The organism is Thiohalocapsa sp. ML1, assembly GCF_001469165.1.
Lineage (GTDB): Bacteria > Pseudomonadota > Gammaproteobacteria > Chromatiales > Chromatiaceae > Thiohalocapsa.
This window is the reverse complement of the sequence record NZ_JABX01000041.1, coordinates 22057-41549: the sequence shown is the minus strand read 5'-3', so window position 1 is coordinate 41549 and position 19493 is coordinate 22057. Positions and strand designations below refer to the sequence as shown.

General features: G+C 64.0%; 14 protein-coding genes. 11 read left to right on the top strand and 3 right to left on the bottom strand.

Translation table 11 applies throughout. The features are described from left to right. Positions 1 to 36: 36 nt before the first annotated feature. The 4 genes from ML01_RS20925 to ML01_RS20910 all read left to right on the top strand — a co-directional run bounded on the left by ML01_RS20925 (position 37) and on the right by ML01_RS20910 (position 4202). Positions 37 to 297, top strand: a complete 261-nt coding sequence (locus tag ML01_RS20925) for an AbrB/MazE/SpoVT family DNA-binding domain-containing protein (RefSeq protein WP_058557334.1) — start codon at positions 37 to 39, stop codon at positions 295 to 297. Continuing rightward, positions 284 to 754 (top strand): type II toxin-antitoxin system VapC family toxin, encoded by a 471-nt coding sequence (locus ML01_RS20920; RefSeq protein ID WP_058557333.1) that lies wholly within the window; start codon positions 284 to 286, stop codon positions 752 to 754. The genes ML01_RS20925 and ML01_RS20920 overlap by 14 nt, the downstream gene beginning before the upstream one ends. Before the next feature lie 102 nt (positions 755 to 856). Continuing rightward, on the top strand, positions 857 to 2854 hold the full coding sequence (locus ML01_RS20915) for an ATP-binding protein (RefSeq protein ID WP_058557332.1): 1998 nt from the start codon (positions 857 to 859) through the stop codon (positions 2852 to 2854). A gap of 199 nt (positions 2855 to 3053) precedes the next feature. Further along, positions 3054 to 4202, top strand: coding sequence for an RNA-binding domain-containing protein (locus ML01_RS20910; protein ID WP_058557331.1), 1149 nt, complete (start codon positions 3054 to 3056; stop codon positions 4200 to 4202). Between the two features lie 70 nt (positions 4203 to 4272). On the opposite strand, the gene ML01_RS31090 is transcribed toward ML01_RS20910, so the two are convergent. Further along, a complete protein-coding gene (locus tag ML01_RS31090) occupies positions 4273 to 4404 on the bottom strand; it encodes a hypothetical protein (RefSeq protein ID WP_256363663.1) in 132 nt (43 codons plus the stop codon). A 123-nt stretch (positions 4405 to 4527) separates the two neighbouring features. Here ML01_RS31090 and ML01_RS20905 point away from each other — a divergent pair, with 123 nt between their 5' ends. From ML01_RS20905 to ML01_RS29125, 7 genes are all read left to right on the top strand, one after another. Beyond that, positions 4528 to 11916, top strand: coding sequence for a UvrD-helicase domain-containing protein (locus ML01_RS20905; protein ID WP_082674498.1), 7389 nt, complete (start codon positions 4528 to 4530; stop codon positions 11914 to 11916). 527 nt (positions 11917 to 12443) lie between these two features. Beyond that, on the top strand, positions 12444 to 13250 hold the full coding sequence (locus tag ML01_RS20900; protein ID WP_058557329.1) for an Rpn family recombination-promoting nuclease/putative transposase: 807 nt from the start codon (positions 12444 to 12446) through the stop codon (positions 13248 to 13250). Positions 13251 to 13267: 17 nt separating this feature from the next. Further along, the gene (locus ML01_RS20895) at positions 13268 to 14158 is read left to right on the top strand and encodes an Rpn family recombination-promoting nuclease/putative transposase (protein ID WP_058557328.1); all 891 of its coding nucleotides are present in this window, start codon (positions 13268 to 13270) and stop codon (positions 14156 to 14158) included. A 17-nt stretch (positions 14159 to 14175) separates the two neighbouring features. Beyond that, positions 14176 to 15003, top strand: a complete 828-nt coding sequence (locus ML01_RS20890) for an Rpn family recombination-promoting nuclease/putative transposase (RefSeq protein WP_058557343.1) — start codon at positions 14176 to 14178, stop codon at positions 15001 to 15003. 17 nt (positions 15004 to 15020) lie between these two features. Then, positions 15021 to 15932, top strand: a complete 912-nt coding sequence (locus ML01_RS20885; protein ID WP_058557327.1) for an Rpn family recombination-promoting nuclease/putative transposase — start codon at positions 15021 to 15023, stop codon at positions 15930 to 15932. A 17-nt stretch (positions 15933 to 15949) separates the two neighbouring features. Further along, positions 15950 to 16396 carry a PD-(D/E)XK nuclease family transposase gene (locus ML01_RS31460; protein WP_058557326.1) on the top strand — a complete coding sequence of 149 codons (447 nt, stop codon included), beginning with the start codon at positions 15950 to 15952 and terminating at the stop codon, positions 16394 to 16396. After that, entirely contained in the window at positions 16396 to 16533 is a 138-nt protein-coding gene (locus ML01_RS29125; RefSeq protein WP_162268070.1) for a hypothetical protein, read from the top strand. Before ML01_RS31460 ends, ML01_RS29125 begins: the two co-directional genes overlap by 1 nt. A 249-nt stretch (positions 16534 to 16782) precedes the next feature. Here the strand turns inward: ML01_RS29125 and tldD are convergent, their stop codons facing one another. Next, positions 16783 to 18225: a metalloprotease TldD gene (tldD, locus tag ML01_RS20875; protein ID WP_058557325.1), complete on the bottom strand. Its 1443-nt coding sequence runs from the start codon at positions 18223 to 18225 to the stop codon at positions 16783 to 16785. Positions 18226 to 18514: 289 nt separating this feature from the next. Continuing rightward, complete coding sequence (locus tag ML01_RS20870) at positions 18515 to 19342, bottom strand: carbon-nitrogen hydrolase family protein (protein ID WP_058557324.1); 828 nt, start codon at positions 19340 to 19342, stop codon at positions 18515 to 18517. Positions 19343 to 19493 lie beyond the last annotated feature (151 nt).

Below are 19493 nucleotides of genomic sequence, written 5' to 3'. Positions count from 1 at the left end.
CGCGCTTCTTACCGAGTAAGAGATCGGACGTTGAGCATGTCTACAGTCACCGTATCCGACAAGGGCCAAGTCGTCATCCCCGCCGCCATTCGGCGCCGCCTGGGCCTGGTGCCGGGCAGCAAGCTGGATTTCGAGCTGGAAGGCGACAGTATCCGGGTACGCCCATTGAAGTCGATACCGCCGTCCCGCGCCGAGGACGGCTACGGCTTGCTGCGCTGCGACCTGCCCGGGGAGCGGCGCTTGACCGATTTCGATGTGGCCGAGGCGATGCGGGCCGAGGACGATGATCGCCCTTGATACCAACGTCCTCGCCCGTTTCTATGTCGATGATCCGGGTGACCCGGAGGCCGTCAGGCAGCGACCCATCGCCCGGGCAATCATGACGCAGAGCGCGAGCCTCTTCGTGCCCCTCACCGTGACGCTGGAGCTCGAATGGGTGCTGCGCGCCTTCTACCGCTTCGAGGCGGCGCAGGTCGCGCGCGTGTTCGAGCACCTGCTCGGGCTCGGTCACGTCAACACCGAGGACTCCGAGCGCATCGCCACCGCCCTGCCGCTGACCGCGAGCGGCATGGACTTCGCCGACGCCTTGCACCTTGCCGGCAGCGGCCATTGCGAGGCCCTGTACAGCTTTGACGATCGGCGCTTCGCGCACCGCGCCAGGCGGCTGGGCAGCGCCATACCGGTCGTTGTGCCCACGACGCGGGAGGGAGCGGACGGCGGCTCCTCTGCCGACCTCGGCGCAGCGGACGAGTGACCGTCTTGAGCGCCATGTCCCGAGCGCCAAATCTCGAGCGCCATGTCCGACATGGCCATATCCGACATGGATTCGCTTGGCTGCATCTGACGGACTCCCCTTATGAGCGCGATCCTGCCCATCAACATCCGGGAACTGCTGCACTTCCGCGGTGTCGAGTCTGCGCGCGTGGAGCTCAAGAAGTCGTGGGACGAGAAGACGACCGGGCTCCAAGTCCTGCACGCTATCTGTGCCTTCGCCAACGACTTCCAGAACCTCAATGGCGGCTACGTCGTGCTCGGCGTCGCAGAGACCGGAGGTGTAGCGGAGCTGCCGCCGGTCGGTCTGGACCCTGCCGCCATCGAAGGTATCCAGCGCTGGATCCGCGGCCGCTGCAACCAGCTCGACCCGGTTTATCAGCCGGTCCTGTCGCCGGAGATGGTCGACGACCGGCACATCCTGGTGATCTGGGCGCCGGGCAGCGAGAGCCGGGTGCATCGCGCCCCGCGCAGCCTCGACAAGGGTGCCGAACACCGTGCCTATGTGCGGCTTGGCGCCGAAACGGTCGAGGCCAAAGGCGATATCGAGCGCGAGCTGATGGCGCTGACTGCCAAGGTGCCGTACGACGACCGCCGAGCCACGGACGTTGCCGTCGAGAAGCTGCGCATCGGCCGCGTCCGGGAGTTTCTGAGCGACATCAAGAGCGCCCTGTCGGACGAGCAGGAATCGCTGGAGGTCTATCGGCGCCTCAAGATCGTCTCGCCGGTAAACGGCCACTACGCGCCGCGCAATGCCGGCCTGCTCTTCTTCTCCGACGACCCGGAGGAGTGGTTCCGGGGCGCGCGAATCGAGGTGGTCCAGTTCGCCGCCGATGCATCAGGCAACGTGCTCGAGGAACGAGTCTTCCGCGGCCCGCTCCATCATCAGCTACGCGAGGCCATCGGTTATCTGCAAAGCCTCTCGACGCAGCATTTGCAGAAGCTCCCCGACCGCCCCGAGGTGAAAGGCTGGGTCAGCTTTCCGCTGCCGGCCATGGAGGAGGCCCTGGTGAACGCCATCTACCACCGCAGCTACGATGGTGAGCCGGAACCGACCAAGGTCTATCTCTATCCGGACCGCATCGAAGTCATCAGCTATCCCGGTCCGGTGCCGGGCATCAGGCCGGAGCACTTGGCGCCCGGCGCCCGCGTGCCGCCGGTGCCCGCCCGCAATCGCCGGGTGGGTGAATTCCTGAAGGAGCTGCGGCTGGCGGAAGGCCGCGGCACCGGCATACCCAAGGTCTACCGGGCCATGCAGCAGAACGGCTCGCCGCTGCCGCGCTTCAGCTTCGACACGGACCGGACGTATTTCCAGGTCACGCTGCCGGCGCACCCGGAGTATGTCGCCATCGTGGCGCTGCGGGATGCGGCGCACATGCGGGCGATCGGCGAAGAACATGCGGCAACCGAACGCATCGAAGCCGCTTTTACAGAACATCCGGCATCGGAAACCTTGGCAACCGCGCTGATCGAAGACTTGGCAGCCCAAGGACGGCTCACGGGCGCCGCCGAGGTCTTCGATCGCTTCATGGCCTCTCCAGGTTCTGTCGGCGGTGCACGTCCGATCATTGCTTTCGCGAAAGCGTTGCTCGACGACCGGCAAGACATGGAAGCGAAGCGGATCCTGGACAAGCTGCCCGCAATGATGAGCGCAGAGGCAGCATCCGACGCTGCGATCGCAGAGCGGCGGGCCGGCAGACAAGAGCTTGCGCATCGGTACTTCGATCGCGCCGGAGACGAAGTCTACCGTGACGTTCGGGCCCTGCATGAGTTCGCCCAAACCAAGATCTGGCTGGCAGAGAAGCAGCGACAGGCGCGGCCCAAGAAGCGGACGAGCCCCTATCAACGCGATGCACGACAGCGCCTGTTGCGCGAGGCGCAGGAAATGCTGAAGCGGGTTCTGCAAATGGATGCGCCACCGACTCGCCTCGCTTGGGCCTGGTTCGACTTGGGCCGGGTGTTGAACTGGATGCGGGCGCCGTGGCGGGAGATCGAGCGAGCATTCAACCATGCGATCGACTTGCAGCCGAACGAGGTCCGCTTTCGCGAAACATTCGATCGCATACGCGCGGCTCGTCGATAGCGTGTCCGGACGCCCAATCCCGGCGCCGCAGGGTTCACGTCTTGCGAGCGCAGGCAAACGCGGGCCGCCTCGTCGCACCGCCCGCTGTCTGCCTGGTGGGTGCCCGAATCCAGGATGCTATCTTCTACCGTTCTCAAGGCAGGCGCGCTGCCTTGGCAGCGCTTGGCAGCCCGCGCCCTTCTCTGCGAGACACCATCCCATGGACACTCAGACACTGCTTGACGCCTTGCGTCGCGGCGAGGACAGCCGGCAGCAATTCAAGGTCGATGTGACTAACGTCGATGCCTTGGCCGCGGAGCTGGTGGCCTTTGCCAACGCCGCCGGCGGCCGGCTCATCATCGGCGTCGACGACCGTGGCGATGTACGGGGCTTGACGCGCGACGACATCGCGCGTCTGAACCAGCTCGTATCCAACGCCGCCTCCCAAGCCGTTCGCCCGCCGATCAATCCTCTGACCGACAACGTCGCCACCGACCAAGGGCTGGTCATGGTCGTGACCGTCGCGCCCGGGCTCAACCGGCCGTACATGGACGGCAAAGGCCGCATCTGGGTCAAGAGCGGCGCGGACAAGCGTCAAGTGACCGCGCGCGAAGAGATGCAACGGATGTTCCAGGACGCGGGCCTGGTTCAGGCGGAGGCCGTACCGGTACCGGGGGCCGCGATCGCGGATTTGGACCTGCTGTTGCTGCGCGATTACCTGGAGCGCCGCTACGGTCTGCCGCTCGACACAGAGGATCTGCCTCGGTTACTGGAAAACTTGGACTTGGCGCGCAATGGCGTCCCGAACCTGGCCGGCCTGCTGTTGTTCGGGCGTCGGCCGCAGCGCTTCAAGCCGGCGTTCATGATCAAGGCGGTTGCCTTTGCGGGCACCGGGATACACGAGACGGCCTACCGCGACAGCGAGGACATCGAGGGCGCGATGCCCAACCTGTATAAGACGGCCCATGGTTTCGTGCTGCGGCAGCTGCGCCGGCTCCAGCGCGGCCAGGGCGTCAACTCGCCCGGGTTGCTCGAGGTGCCGGCGATCGTGTTCGAGGAGCTGCTGGTCAACGCGCTGATCCATCGGGACTATTTCATCTCCGCGCCGATTCGGCTGCTGGTGTTCGACGACCGCATCGAGATCATCAGCCCGGGCCATCTGCCCAACCACCTCACCACGGCACAGGTCCGCTACGGGGTGTCGAACATGCGCAACCCGGTCCTCGCCTCCCACGGTGCCTACCTGCTGCCCTACCGGGGCATCGGCAGCGGCATCCTGCGCGCCTACGCCGCCTATCCCGACATCGAGTTGATCGACGACCGCGACGGGCGGCAGTTCAAGGCGGTTGTGGCGCGACCTGAGGGCTAGTGGCTCCGGTGCCGAGATGCCCCCGGCGGCGCTCCCGTAGCCAACGCGCCGGCGCCGCCTGCGAAGGCCGTCAGCCCCCGGTCCCGCCCGCGGTCAGCCCATCCACCCGCAGGGTCGGCTGACCGACGCCGACGGGGATGCTTTGGCCGTCCTTGCCGCCGGTGCCCACGCCCTCATCGTGCATCAGGTCGTTGCCGGCCATGCTGATGCGCAGTACCGGGCTGAGTTTTGGTCGGAGCTATAATCAAGACCGTCCGCAACACGATGAGCTCATTAAACTGCGCTTGGACTGCCAACGCCCGCCTTGACCACCACCGCCTGACCAATGGAAAAATATACACGCGGAAAAGCCCGCGCCAGCATTGAATCGCTGTTTGCTCAATTTCCCTTTCGTGGGCTCATTGAAGAGTGGAACAGCGAACGTCAGTTTGGATTTGCCAGGGCATCGGGTAAACCCGAAAGGCTCCTTCTGCATCTGACCGGCAACAGTGGCCCGTTCCTGGATCGCAGCATCGACCTGAGCGGTAAGGAATGTCTCTTCGCAGTCGGCTGCTGTCCCGCTGCCCGAGACGAGCATAAAGCCCAAGCAGTGCGCTGGGTGCTCTCCGACGTACTTCCCAAACTACCGGATGACTATACGGCCGCGCGCGCGGTGGATCTGGCCTCGCGCCACGACGATGCGTTGCTGGAACTGTTGCGGGCCGATTGGTATAGAAGACTCTGGTCCGGCAACGCCCCTGGCTGTGCCCTGCAGGACCCTGAACTGCTGCGCGTCTTGTCCGAACGCATCATTCATCTCACAAGTCTGAAACGCCTCGAAGCAATCATCGGCATGCTGCCGCAGGCGCCGATGATGATCGGACCCGCCGGAGACAGGCTCTTGCCAGACCTGCTGAGGTCGGCTGAAAACCAGGTTATAGAGCTTGTGCAGCACGGTCCCTTGGGGAACCTGGCCGAATTCCTGCGGGAAGTGCCGCAGCAGTTGTCGGCAGGCTTTCACAGCGCCGCGATTGCGGGGATTGAGCGCCGCCCGCCCGGCGAGATCGCCGGCCTGGACGTTAACGCCATGCTTGATGCGCTGACGCCAGAATTGCGTCCCGATGCCGCCCGCTTGCTGGCTGCCCGCGACGCGGAACTTGCCAAAAGCTCGGTCGTGCTGCGCTGCATCGGGGCGGAGGGACAGCGGGCGCTCCTCGCAGCGCGCGCTATCGCTGTCGATATTGAGAGTGACGGCCGGCAAATTTTTCAAGTCGGCTATGCTTCCGCGAAGGATCGCCGGCTGATCGCGATTCCTGCGGATGAAGACGAACCGTCAGCGATCCGAACACTTCAATCCCTATGTGAATGCCGCTGGGTGGTTGGTCACAATATCGCCGCATGGGACTTGCCAGTACTTAGTCGGACGGGCTCTTGGTCTTCGAAGGCAATTGCCGGGATCTGGGATACATTGCTTGTTTCTTTTGTACTAGAGCCCTGGCGGCCCTATCACGCCTTGGCCACTTCCGATGCCGCCCACCGCGCGGACGCCGATGCGCAGGCTGCATGGGAGCTTTTCAACGAACAAGCAGCGGCATTGGATGGCACCTATGCCCGGCTCTTGATTGACGGATCGCCGGCGTGCTTTGCCAAGGTGCTCGACCGCGCACTCAAGCGCATGCCGAATCGGTGCTACCCGCCCGTCCCACCTTTCCTGACCGTCAATGAAGACGGGAGTCGGCCCGCCCGCGTCGTATTGCCGGAGGAACGCTTACGGGACTGCGCTTGGGTGCCGGGCGTCCGCTATGAATGGCCCTCCGGCTGCCCAGGGCCGGAAGATCGCTTGCTTTTGCCCTCGGTCCTGGAGAGACTGCTCGCCGCGAATCCCAGCTGGGGTCTGCATGAGCATCTGCTCTTCGTTGCTGTGAAGGATGCGATGCGGCACTCGGTGGAGGTGCTTCCCAGAATGCTGCCGTTTTGGCTTCGCGATAAAACTCAGTCGTTTATCGATCAAGCGATCGCCGACGCGGACTCGGAGCCAATGCCGGCCGCCCTTGCGCAGACTGGTAAATGGCGCGTAATCCCGTACTCCGCCCTGGCGCGGATGCCTTTGTCAGAGCGGAATGCATTCTTGCGGGAGGCAGAGGAGCCGTATCGCGAACTGGCACCGGTTGAACTGCTCCACCGGCAACAAATTCTGACCGATGGTGAACTGGGGCAGTTGGCGCCTGAACTGTCTACCGTGCAAGGTCTGGGCGCCGTGACCTTCGCCGCGAAGGCGCAGCAAGTCGCGCATCTGCTCGGCCATGCCCACGAAGCTGGCTGCTTGTACTGGATCGCCCATCGCGCCGTTGCAGGGACGATGTCACCTTGGAGCCTCTGGAGGAGCGGGCCCGCAATGGACGATCGAGACCTGCAGGCGGAAACGGCCCTCGCGCCTGCCCCGCCGCCCAACCTGTGCCTTCCTCGCTGGGTTGATCCCGATCTCGGCCAGCCCCTGGAGCAGGAACAAATCTGGCCAAGCAGCGCAAACCGAGCCGCGTACTGGGAAGGCGCAGTAGCGCGCTTTCTGTCCGTGCGGAACGGGACATCTGTGGCAGAGGGCGGACTGGACCTGCTGCTGATCGAGTACACCGAGGAAAAGGGGATGCTGGCGGCTTTCTTTCAGGAGCTTGGAATTGGGGTCGACCCCCAGCATTCCCCCATGCAGGCGTTAGTGCGTTCACGAGCTTACGCCGGGCGTGGGGTCGCCGTCGATACATTGGCAAGGGCTCGCGCATGGACCGAGGCGTCGGCATTGCTGGACGTGGATCTGCGTATCGTCGTCGAGGCTCTCCCGCTCGACCGTTGGGGCATGGCGGTACCCATTGTCGAGGTGGATCGTCCCGACGCCTTCGGCGAATCAGACGGCGATACCGCGGCCGAAGAGGAACCCGAGAGCAATGAATCGGACGATGTTACCGACACCGGGCAGCGTCCGTTGCAATCCTTTTCGGCGGAACAATACGACGCAGGGTTGAAGCGCTTTGGACCGGCCTGGCTTTCATCGATGTTTTACACACGGGTGATCTTCGTGATCGACCCACGTATGGCGCATCTCACCTGGGGAAAGATGGAAAAGGTGGCAGCCGATTCTGCCGCAAAAATGGCACTACGTCCGCTCACCGAGGTGCAACGGGAGCGATTTGATCCGCTTCGAGAGGCCCTAGGCGAGATCGCTCGCCAACCGCAGCCTCGAAAATTTGCCGACTATGAGAACTTCTTTGTTACCCATTGGAAACGACATAATTCGAGTATCACAGGCTTCAAGCGGGATACCCAGCGGCCGGTGATCGAGGCAATTATCAGCGATGAGAGCGACTTGTTGGTACGGCTCCCCACCGGAGAAGGCAAATCGGTCTTGTTCCAAGTGCCGGCCTTATTCGCCGGTCTGCATACGAGGCGGCTGACGCTGGTCATCGCTCCGCTGCGAGCGTTGATGCGCGACCAAGTCGTTGCGCTGTGGCGTCTGGGCTTTTTTCAATCCGTAGATTACCTGAGCGGAGATCGGGAGCCTTGGGAGGACGCAGAAGTCCTGCAAGGTCTGCTCGACAACCGCATTACGATGCTGTTTGTCGCGCCGGAGCGCTTCCGGACGGCGCGCTTTCGGCACGCTTTGCGGCGGCGCTACCAGGCCGATGAAGGTCTCCAATACTTCGTCGTCGATGAAGCACATTGCGTCAGTCAATGGGGATTCGAGTTTCGACCCGACTATCTTTTCCTTATGGACGAGTGGGCAGCACATTTTAAGCAACCCGGCGCCGAGTCGCGCGCCCTGCTGTTCTCGGCGACCGTGACCAAGGCGGTCGAGAATGATCTCATGCGGATGTGTGCGCCGCGGAACGGGCAGGCCATGCGTTCAGAGCCGACCGAGTATCGCCACCCAATCCGCGATCACATTCGGTTGGTCACAAAGCGGGTCGGACAGCCGCTGTTCGGCGACAAGGGTTCGGTTGACGCACGCTTCGGGGAGCTTGAGCGCATCGTTCGGGACGCCTCGCCGAACACTCGGAAGAGTGTTGTGCTTGTGTTCGTTGCGCGCCAACGCGACGCGCAGGACATCTCCAAGCGGCTCCGTCATGCGCTACCAGATGCGTTTCGCCCCGCCTTTTTCCATGCCGGGCTGCCTCCGGAGGAGCGGCTTTCCGTCTACAGGCGCGTCAAGGAGGGCGATGTCAATGTGCTGGTAGCGACCAAGGCCTTCGGTATGGGCATGGACATCCCGAACATCCATTGGTGTGTGCACCTTTCGCCGCCGACCTATTTGGAGGACTACCTGCAAGAGGTCGGGCGCACAGGCCGCAGCGAGCAGGCCAGAGCGGACGCGGGTCTGAACCGCGTCACATGCTCGCTCTTGTTTCACGACGACGACTTCGCCCGCAACCATGAGTTGGTACGTCGAAACCTGATCCAACCGCCCGACTTGGTGACGCTCTGGGACACGCTAGTGGGCCGAGCGGAGGCCATGCAGGACCGTCGCACCGTCGTGCTGCCAAGGGATGCGGTACCGGGGCTCACGGGTGACCGGTTGCATAAGGCCCTTTCGTGGCTTGAGCGCGCGCCGGCGTCACGCCTGAGGATCGTCGGCTACTTGCCGGACGTCTTACGCGTGGAGATTCATCCGCACACACTGAGGTCTTCCGCTTCCGGCGGAGCTTCGACCGCTCGGGTTGCCGAGTTTCTTGTAGCAACATTGTCGGGCGCGGCAGGAGTTACGGTTACGCCTGCTGCGAGCGGCCCAATTGGTCAATTGGGCGAGTGGCTTAAGGGGTTTGTCGGTTTCTTTCTCGACAGATCGCCCGGCAGCGCCGACAGAGGTGCCAATGCATCAGCCGGCGCCTATGGAGCGAAGGTCGCGATGGAACTGAACCTGGGCGCTGTGCTCCGGGGCGCTGGGCTGTCGCGCAGAGAGGAAGTGTATCGCGCCCTTGCGGAACTTGAGCGACGGGGCGCCGTGCGGATTCCCCGAAGGATCAGTTTTCGCCCCGGCAGGAACCTCGGTGCTGAGGTTATGAGTTGGGCTGCGGTGGATGCATTGCTCAAGCTGATCTTGACGGCGAGCGACCATGAGCGCGAGTTGTCCCTAGCGGAGCTTGAACACGTGGTCGAAAGACTGGCGGATGAACAGAGACGAACAGATCCACAGTCCGCTAGAGCGCAGCTTGAGGTGACGGCACGGACCGTGATTCGACTCTGCAACAAGGCCGGGCTGCGCATTCGCGAGCGGCTTAACCATGCCAATGAGCTTGTTTACGCTTATCACCTCGCGCCGGGACGGCTAAGGTCTGTGGAACGGCGGGTTTCAGACATCTGCGCCCTGGCCAAAGAAGTGTCTCGCAGGCTCAGGCCCATGGGGGACAATCCCGTCCTTGAGCTCAAAGCGCTGCTTGGATTGCTTGGCGCCCAGAACAGGTTTCGTGACCTTGCCGACGCCCTGCGCCTGCTCAGCGGTTTGTCGTTATATGCGTCTCAGCAGGAACTTGTACCCTTCAGCTATGTGCTTACGCTGGAACGGCTTGAGCCGCTGGTTGATGATCTGGAGGCATCGGCGCCAAAGGACAGGGAAATGTTCACCAGGCTCGCAGAGACAAACCGAATGGCGGAGGTGCGGTCGTTTGCGATGGAGTTGTATGCCCAACTCGATGGCGACGATCGGCGCGCCTTCGTCGACGATTACTTCGCATGCGCCGGTCCAGATGACCTTGAGGGACTCATCGCCCGCGCCGTGGGCAATATCGACGACCCGGCAGTGCCTCAGGCGATTCGCGAGATTCTTAGCAAGGTCCGAGGCTTCGCCATGGAAGAGGCCCTGACCCGCTTACACGACGGCGAGGAGCCGAGCCAGTACGCGGTTGTGACCACACCGTGGAATCGTAACCTGTTGGTCAACGCCGGACCTGGTGCCGGGAAAACCCTGGTGCTGATGACGCGGGCCGCGCACCTGATCCACCAGCAAGGTCTCCAGCCGGATCAGATCCTGATCCTCGCGTTCAACCGGGCGGTGGTTCATGAGATCCGGGCGCGCATCAAGAGGCTGTTTGATCAGCTCGGCTATGGTGCCTATGTCCGACGTCTCCAGGTGCACACTTTCCACTCGTTCGCGAAGATTTGGACACGCAAGGCGATAGCCGAGGAACCCTATGACGCGGACAGCTTGAGCAAACTGATGCCGGAGTTGCTTAAAAGCTGCCTGGCGAGGGAGGGGTTTGCGCAGGAGGTGACCCACGGGGTGCGCGCGATCCTGGTCGATGAGTTCCAGGACATGGATGATACTCGCTACGAACTGCTTAAAGTGCTCCATGGCGCTGCGGGAGGAGCGGGAATCATGGTGATCGGGGACGACGACCAGGACATCCTGCGCTGGGAGCGCAGAGCGAACCCGGTCGAGGGGCGAGAGTATTTCGAGTGGTTTCAGCGCGATTTCGTGGACGTGGATGTCCTGGACCTTCGTGTCAATTTCCGGTCTGGTCGGCAGATTGTGGAGCTCTCCCAACGGCTTTTGGCGAACGTCCTTGAAGGCGTCAGCCCTCGCGGTAAGAGCGGTGCGCAACTCAGAGCGCGCTCGACCGCGGATGCAGGATTCATCGATCAGAAGCTTGACTTGATGGCTTTGCCAGATCGCGTGCAAGAGTGCATTGACGCGGGCGAATCCATGGCAATTCTCTGTCGGACCAATTCCGAAGCGTATCAGCATTATGTTGCGCTCCGTGCTCGGTTTCCCGCTGTTCAACTTCAAGGCTGCGCGAATGTGCGATTGGCGTCGCTGCGCCATGTCGGCCTATGGCTTGACGCCTGCGAAACTAAGCTCGACCGAGATGGAGACCGGCCTCTTGACAAGCTGTTGGGGAGGGAGATCTACAGTGACTACAGCCAATGTAACATCCCGGAATGTCAACCGGACGGGGCCAGGGCCACAGGCGTATTCATCGGGTTCCTGTGGGATGCGACATCGGAGGAGAGCGGGCGCGCGACTCTTTCGGATCATGTGCAATGGGTGAGGGAGATGCGCCTTGATGATTATACGCGCGCGTTTGCCAAGTCCGAGATGAAGAAGTGGGTAGAGTATCGGCATAATCATCTCAAAGGCTCGAACGTTGTGGTATCCACTATTCACAAGGTGAAGGGCCTTGAGTTCGACCGGGTTGCCCTGCTGCCGTCCGACTCGAAGTTCAACCCTGAACTTCACGAGCAGAATTTGTGTCGGGCGGATGAGGCGCGGCTGTTCTATGTCGGAATGACGAGGGCAAAGGCACAGCTATACTTCAAGCTCGGCGACCGAGAAAACGCCTGGGTGAGCAACAAAGCACATCTGGGCAAGGCAGAGCAACGAATCCACTTGTCGGGCGCGCCAGACGAGGTTTTCCTATCCTGGCCGGGGTTCGATCAAGGCATACAGGAGTACATTCGTGAGCGGGTGCAAGTTGGTGATCGACTGGAGTTGCATTGCACTGCGGTGAGAAACCCGGCCTTCCGACACCAAGGCAAGTTAGTCGGGTTGCTCTCTACGCAAGCGGGAGCCCCTTGCGAAGGGCTACGTGGATGTTGCGAGCGGTGGTCCGGTGAGATGCGGGTTTACGCCGTTTATCGGCAGCCGGTCGATGACGCGGCCGTCGCGAAGTGGCCCGAAATCATCCCATCGTGCAGAGAGCAAGGCTGGCTGTACACGATTTTGGTGACCGGCTTTCTCAGCGGCGTGTAATGGGCGCGATCGCCAGCATCTTTGGCGTGAGGCGGCGAGGAGACCCCGACGCTCAGGCTGGAGGTGTTCTACCTGCTCCTGGTGCGCAAGCGAAGCATGCGGCCCTCCGACGTGCGCGAGGAGGGCAGCTTCGCCGAGCCGCGCATCTTTACCCGGCGCCTTGCGAGCGAAGACGCCAGGCTGGCGCCTCGGCGGCGAGGACGATCTGTACCCTAGTCTTGTCGCGGCCCGCGATGGGGAATTCCGGTGACAGTTTACTTAATGCATTGAGTACGACGGTCCCCTGCAATGGCGCGTTTACCGGATCGTGATCCGCGAACTGGCGGGGACGGTGTACTCAATGCCCTGCACCCTCGTTGCGGAGATAGCGGAGGTTCCAACACGAACCATACGAAACCGGTCGGCGATCCGCGAAGGGTTCGGTCGACGGCTGGGGTTCTGCCTCACATCGCATGTCATGCACGGTAGCTGCGGTTTCTGACCGGGCCGGCCTCCCCGTGGCGCCGGTGACAGGCTATGCTCCGCACATGCGCCACGCCATCGACCCGAAAATCGACTGCGTCTTCAAGGCCCTGCTCGGCGCGGAGGCCAACCGCGGCCTGCTCGTGCACTTCCTGAACGCCATGCTCGGCGCGGAACTGCCGGCGCCGATCGTGGACGCGGTCATCCTCAACCCCTACAACGAGCGCGAGTTCCTCGACGACAAGCTCAGCATCGTCGATGTGAAGGCGCGCGACGCGACCGGCTGTCTGTACCAGATCGAGATCCAGCTCTTGAATCTGCCGGAGCTGCCGGCGCGCATTCTCTACGGCTGGGCCGACCTCTACAGCGCGCAGCTCGCGAGCGGCGAGGACTATCTTGAGCTCAAGCCCACCTACGCCATCTGGCTCTTGGGCGAGACGCTGCTCCCGAACGTGCCCGGCTACGCGCACCGCTATCGCTTCTGCGACGCCATGGGCCGTGCGCTGATCGACCACGGCTGTATTGCGGTGTTCGAGCTGCCCAAGTTTGCCGCCGTAGAGGTCCAGACAGAAGAAGAACGCTGGCTCAAGTTCTTCGTCGAGGGCGAGCACCTGGACCCGGACAATCTGCCCGAGTGGATGAATACCCCGGAGATGCGACAAGCCATGAGCACCACGCAAGGCTTTTCCGAGAAAGAGCGCGCCTATCACGCCTATCAGGCGCGGCAGAACTACCTGCGCCAGCAGAAGACCATCCAGCGCCATATCGACGCCCTCACCGCGCAGATCGAACAGGAGCGCGCGGAAAAGCAGGCCGCCCTCGCCGAGATCGAGCGCCTGAAGGCCCAGCTCAAGGACGCGTCGGCGGACTGATAGCGGATGCTCCGCACATGCGCCACGCCATCGACCCGAAAATCGACTGCGTCTTCAAGGCCCTGCTCGGCGCGGAGGCCAACCGCGGCCTGCTCGTGCACTTCCTGAACGCCATGCTCGGCGCGGAACTGCGGGCGCCGATCGTGGACGCGGTCATCCTCAACCCCTACAACGAGCGCGAGTTCCTCGACGACAAGCTCAGCATCGTCGATGTGAAGGCGCGCGACGCGACCGGCTGCCTGTACCAGATCGAGATCCAGCTCTTGAATCTGCCGGAGCTGCCGGCACGCATCCTCTACGGCTGGGCCGACCTCTACAGCGCGCAGCTCGCGAGCGGCGAGGACTATCTTGAGCTCAAGCCCACCTACGCCATCTGGCTCTTGGGCGAGACGCTGCTCCCGAACGTGCCCGGCTACGCGCACCGCTACCGCTTCTGCGACGCCAAGGGCCGTACGCTGATCGACCACGGCTGTATTGCGGTGTTCGAGCTGCCCAAGTTTGCCGCCGTAAAGGTCCAGACAGAAGAAGAACGCTGGCTCAAGTTCTTCGTCGAGGGCGAGCACCTGGACCCGGACAATCTGCCCGAGTGGATGAACACCCCGGAGATGCGACAAGCCATGAGCACCACGCAAGGCTTTTCCGAGAAAGAGCGCGCCTATCACGCCTATCAGGCGCGGCAGAACTACCTGCGCCAGCAGAAGACCATCCAGCGCCACATCGACGCCCTCACCGCCCAGATCGAGCGCGAGCGGGCGGAGAAGGACCGCGCGCAGGCGGAGATAGAGCGCGAGCGTGCGGAGAAACACCGCGCACAGGCGGAGAAGGAACAAGAACGCGCGGAGAAGCAGGCCGCCCTCGCCGAGATCGAGCGCCTGAAGGCCCAACTCAAGGACGCGACGGCGGACTGATGGCGGATGCTCTGCATATGCGCCACGCCATCGACCCGAAAATCGACTGCGTCTTCAAGGCCCTGCTCGGCGCGGAGGCCAACCGCGGCCTGCTCGTGCACTTCCTGAACGCCATGCTCGGCTCCGAACTGCCGGCGCCGATCGTGGACGCGGTCATCCTCAACCCCTACAACGAGCGCGAGTTCCTCGACGACAAGCTCAGCATCGTCGATGTGAAGGCGCGCGACGCGACCGGCTGCCTGTACCAGATCGAGATCCAGCTCTTGAATCTGCCGGAGCTGCCGGCGCGCATCCTCTACGGCTGGGCCGACCTCTACAGCGCGCAGCTCGCGAGCGGCGAGGACTATCTTGAGCTCAAGCCCACCTACGCCATCTGGCTCTTGGGCGAGACGCTGCTCCCGAACGTGCCCGGCTACGCGCACCGCTACCGCTTCTGCGACGCCATGGGCCGTACGCTGATCGACCACGGCTGTATTGCGGTGTTCGAGCTGCCCAAGTTTGCCGCCGTAAAGGTCCAGACAGAAGAAGAACGCTGGCTCAAGTTCTTCGTCGAGGGCGAGCACCTGGACCCGGACAATCTGCCCGAGTGGATGAACACCCCGGAGATGCGACAAGCCATGAGCACCACGCAAGGCTTTTCCGAGAAAGAGCGCGCCTATCACGCCTATCAGGCGCGGCAGAACTACCTGCGCCAGCAGAAGACCATCCAGCGCCACATCGACGCCCTCACCGCGCAGATCGAGCGCGAGCGGGCGGAAAAGGAACAGGAGCGCGCGGAGAAGCAGACCGCCCTCGCCGAGATCGAGCGCCTGAAGGCCCAGCTCAAGGACGCGTCCGCGGACTGATAGCGGATGCTCCGCATATGCGCCACGCCATCGACCCGAAAATCGACTGCGTCTTCAAGGCCCTGCTCGGCGCGGAGGCCAACCGCGGCCTGCTCGTGCACTTCCTGAACGCCATGCTCGGCGCGGAGCTGCCGGCGCCGATCGTGGACGCGGTCATCCTCAACCCCTACAACGAGCGGGAATTCCTCGACGACAAGCTCAGCATCGTCGATGTGAAGGCGCGCGACGCGACCGGCTGCCTGTACCAGATCGAGATTCAGCTCTTGAATCTGCCGGAGCTGCCGGCGCGCATCCTCTACGGCTGGGCCGACCTCTACAGCGCGCAGCTCGCGAGCGGCGAGGACTATCTTGAGCTCAAGCCCACCTACGCCATCTGGCTCTTGGGCGAGACGCTGCTCCCGAACGTGCCCGGCTACGCGCACCGCTACCGCTTCTGCGACGCCAAGGGCCGTACGCTGATCGACCACGGCTGTATTGCGGTGTTCGAGCTGCCCAAGTTTGCCGCCGTAGAGGTCCAGACAGAAGAAGAACGCTGGCTCAAGTTCTTCGTCGAGGGCGAGCACCTGGACCCGGACAATCTGCCCGAGTGGATGAACACCCCGGAGATGCGACAAGCCATGAGCACCACGCAAGGCTTTTCCGAGAAAGAGCGCGCCTATCACGCCTATCAGGCGCGGCAGAACTACCTGCGCCAGCAGAAGACCATCCAGCGCCACATCGACGCCCTCACCGCCCAGATCGAGCGCGAGCGGGCGGAGAAGGACCGCGCGCAGGCGGAGATAGAGCGCGAGCGTGCGGAGAAACACCGCGCACAGGCGGAGAAGGAACAAGAGCGCGCCGAGAAGGAACAAGAGCGCGCGGAGAAGCAGGCCGCCCTCGCGGAGGTCGAGCGCTTGAAGGCCAAGCTCAAGGACGCGTCGGCGGACTGATAGCGGATGCTCCGCATATGCGCCGCCCCATTGACCCGAAAATCGACTGCGTCTTCAAGGCCCTGCTCGGCGCGGAGGCCAACCGCGGCCTGCTCGTGCACTTCCTGAACGCCATGCTCGGCGCGGAACTGCGGGCGCCGATCGTGGACGTGGTCATCCTCAACCACTACAACGAGCGGGAATTCCTCGACGACAAGCTCAGCATCGTCGATGTGAAGGCACGCGACGCGAGCTGCTGCCTGTACCAGATCGAGATAGCCTTGCCGCGGCCCAAGATCGGCGGCGCGGGTGTTGCTGCCCGAGCCGCGCTGAGCGCAGGATGCGGGCGACGAGCAGTCCACCTTGAAGCGAATCGGGAACCACGATGCAAGCGATCGAGTTCCAGACCGAAGTTCAAGATGGCGTCGTGCGCCTGCCAGCGGACGCGCAATTGGCGGAAGGACGGTCTGTGCGTGTCATCCTGATGTACGACGAGGAAGAGGATGCGGCGGTCGCGGCTGCGGAGACCGATGAGCACCGGCAGGGCGCCATCGCCAGGCTGATGCGAAACCCGCTTGTCGCGTCCGGGTTCACCCCTCTGTCGCGGGACGAGGCCCATTAGCGCTGATGCACTCCGAGATCCGCACTCGCACTGCGCACTTCTTCCTTTCGCCGAGCGGCTGCGCATCGTCAATCCCTTTGCGTCTCGAGACGCTCCAGTTAAAGCCGAGCCCGCCTCCGGGCATCGGCCAGCGTTCGCAGCGACCGAGGTCGGGCGGCGGCAGGGTTTCGGCTCACGCGGGACCGCGGCGCATGCGTCGCACTCGCGTACGCCACTGCCCAGCCCTGCTGCGGCTGACATCCGCTGTCGTCAGCCGCCGGTGCCGCCCACGGTGAGCCCATCCACCCGCAGCGTCGGCTGGCCGACGCCGACGGGGACGCTCTGGCCGTCCTTGCCGCAGGTGCCGACACCCTCGTCGAGCTTGAGGTCGTTGCCGATCATGCTGACGCGGGTCAGCACGTCCGGGCCGTTGCCGACCAGGGTCGCGCCTTTCACCGGTCGGCCGATCTTGCCGTTCTCGATCAGGTAGGCCTCGCTCGCGGAGAAGGTGAACTTACCGTTGGTGATGTCCACCTGCCCGCCGCCGAAGTTGACCGCGTACAGGCCCTTGTCCACGGAGGCGATGATCTCGGCGGGATCCTTGTCGCCCGGCAGCATGTAGGTGTTGGTCATGCGCGGCATCGGCAGGTGCGCGTAGGACTCGCGCCGACCGTTGCCGGTGGGCGCCATGCCCATCAGGCGAGCGTTCAGGCGGTCCTGCATGTAGCCGGCGAGGATGCCGTCCTCGATCAGCGTGGTGCAGGAGGTCGGCGTGCCCTCGTCATCGACGCTGAGCGAGCCACGGCGCTCCGGCAGCGTGCCATCGTCCACCACCGTAACGCCGGGGGCCGCGACGCGCTCGCCCATGCGCCCGGCGAAGGCCGAGGTGCCCTTGCGGTTGAAGTCGCCCTCCAGCCCGTGGCCGACGGCCTCATGCAGCAGCACGCCGGGCCAGCCGGCACCGAGCACGACGGTCATGGTGCCGGCCGGTGCCGGACCGGCCTCCAGATTCACCAGCGCCTGACGCACGGCCTCGCGCGCGAAGCCCAGCGCCCGGTCGTGCTCCAGGAAGAAGCTCAAGTCGCGGCGCGCGCCGCCGCCGCTGTGGGCCTGCTCGCGGCGCCCGTCTTGCTCGACGACGACGCTGACGTTGCAGCGGATCAGCGGGCGAACGTCGGCGCTCATGCGACCGTCGTCCGCGAGCACCAGGATCGTATCCTGCACGGCGACGAGGCTCGCGATGACCTGGGTCACGCGCGGATCGGCATCCCGCGCCGCCGCGTCGATGCGGTGCAGCAGCTCCACCTTGGCGGCGTCGTCCATGCTCTCGATGGGATTCAGCGCCTGGTACAGCGGCACTGGCAACGCGGCGTTGCCCGTGCGCACGCTGCCATGGGCACCGCTGCCGGCGATGGCGCGGGCGGCGTCCGCGGCCAGCGCCAGGGCCGGGAACTGGAGCTCGTCGGAGTACGCAAAGCCGGTCTTCTCGCCGGCAATCGCCCGGATGCCGGCGCCCTGCTCGATGCTGAAGCTGCCGTCGCGGATGATGCCGTCCTCCAGCACCCAGGACTGGAGCCGGCTGGACTGAAAATAGATGTCGGCGGCATCGATGGCCGGGCTGTGCAGGGCGCCGAGCAGGCGCTCCAAATGACCGTCGTCGAGCCCGGTGGGGGTCAGGATCTGGCCGCGGGCGATGGCAAGGTTGTCGGACATGTTTATGAGTACGGAGTACGCGGTACGGAGTACGGGGGGCTGGCGTCCGGGTTGCGACGAGGCATCCGGATCGGGCTCCGCGCTGTGTGGCTGTTGTCGAAACAGGTTGGGATCATCATGCCCCTGCGCAACGCTCGCACCCCGCTTCGGCCTCACCGAATCTTACACGCCCCCCGCACTCCATACTCCGCTAACGTACTCCGCAATGCCCCCGTACTCCGCACTCCCCGTACCCCGTACTCCCCGTACTCCGTACCCCGTACTCCGTACTCCGTACTCCGTACTCCTTTCAACGGCACCTCAACCGCCGATGCTCCAACACCGGAAACGTCCGCCGCACGGAGTCCTGAAAACCTCGGTCGATGGGCGAGCAGATGCAGCCGGTGCCGCGCGGCACCTGCGCGAGGATGGCGCCCCAGGGGTCCACGATCATGCTGTGACCGTGGGTCTCGCGGCCGCTCAGGTGATAGCCGCCCTGCGCGGCGGCGATGACGTAGGCCAGGTTCTCGATGGCCCTAGCGCGCACCAGGGTCTCCCAGTGCGCCTTGCCGGTGACCGCGGTAAAGGCTGCCGGCAGCGCGATGATCTCCACACCGCTGTCCAGCATGTACCGCACCAGCTCCGGGAAGCGCAGGTCGTAGCAGATGACGAGGCCAAGCCGGCCGAAGGGCGTGTCGACGACGACGGGCTCGGTGCCGGGCTCGATGGTCGCTGATTCCTGGTAGCGCTCGTCGGCGCCCGGCAGTTTGACATCGAACAGATGCATCTTGTCGTAGCGGGCGACGCAGAGGCCCTGGTCGTTGTAGACCAGCGCCGCGGCGCGCAGACGCTCCGGCGTCGATGAGCGCAACGGCACCGTGCCGCCGACGAGCCAGATGCCGAAGCGCGCGGCGATGTCGGACAGGAACTGCTGCAACGGGCCGTCGCCGTCGGCCTCCGCCAGCGGCAGCGTGTCCCGCTCCGAGCGGCCCATGAAGGCAAAGTTCTCGGGCAGCACCACCAGGGCGGCGCCCGCTTCGGCGGCGTCGCGGATGAGCCGCTCCGCCTCCAGCAGGTTGGCGTTCACGTTCGGGCCGGTGGCCATCTGCAGGGCCGCGACCCGAGGTTTTGTCGTCATTTTAGGTATCGCTCCGTCCGCGTGCGCCGGCGGGCTTGCAGTCCGGGTGACAGGCGCGTGACGATTTGGTCAGAACCCCGCAAAGATAACACCACGCCGGCCCCTGCGCGTGCTGCGCAGCGACTCGGAGTCCGCATAGGCCTTAGGAACC

Bases quoted from the DNA above. Each gene is read 5' to 3' on its own strand.
- ML01_RS20915 (WP_058557332.1), top strand. From the start codon at position 857: ATGAGCGCGATCCTGCCCATCAACATCCGGGAACTGCTGCACTTCCGC.
- ML01_RS31460 (WP_058557326.1), top strand. From the start codon at position 15,950: ATGCGCCGCCCCATTGACCCGAAAATCGACTGCGTCTTCAAGGCCCTG.
- ML01_RS20870 (WP_058557324.1), bottom strand. From the start codon at position 19,342: ATGACGACAAAACCTCGGGTCGCGGCCCTGCAGATGGCCACCGGCCCG.
- ML01_RS20905 (WP_082674498.1), top strand. From the start codon at position 4,528: ATGGAAAAATATACACGCGGAAAAGCCCGCGCCAGCATTGAATCGCTG.
- ML01_RS20910 (WP_058557331.1), top strand. From the start codon at position 3,054: ATGGACACTCAGACACTGCTTGACGCCTTGCGTCGCGGCGAGGACAGC.
- ML01_RS20925 (WP_058557334.1), top strand. From the start codon at position 37: ATGTCTACAGTCACCGTATCCGACAAGGGCCAAGTCGTCATCCCCGCC.
- tldD (WP_058557325.1), bottom strand. From the start codon at position 18,225: ATGTCCGACAACCTTGCCATCGCCCGCGGCCAGATCCTGACCCCCACC.
- ML01_RS20900 (WP_058557329.1), top strand. From the start codon at position 12,444: ATGCGCCACGCCATCGACCCGAAAATCGACTGCGTCTTCAAGGCCCTG.
- ML01_RS29125 (WP_162268070.1), top strand. From the start codon at position 16,396: ATGTACGACGAGGAAGAGGATGCGGCGGTCGCGGCTGCGGAGACCGAT.
- ML01_RS20920 (WP_058557333.1), top strand. From the start codon at position 284: ATGATCGCCCTTGATACCAACGTCCTCGCCCGTTTCTATGTCGATGAT.
- ML01_RS31090 (WP_256363663.1), bottom strand. From the start codon at position 4,404: ATGGCCGGCAACGACCTGATGCACGATGAGGGCGTGGGCACCGGCGGC.
- ML01_RS20890 (WP_058557343.1), top strand. From the start codon at position 14,176: ATGCGCCACGCCATCGACCCGAAAATCGACTGCGTCTTCAAGGCCCTG.
- ML01_RS20885 (WP_058557327.1), top strand. From the start codon at position 15,021: ATGCGCCACGCCATCGACCCGAAAATCGACTGCGTCTTCAAGGCCCTG.
- ML01_RS20895 (WP_058557328.1), top strand. From the start codon at position 13,268: ATGCGCCACGCCATCGACCCGAAAATCGACTGCGTCTTCAAGGCCCTG.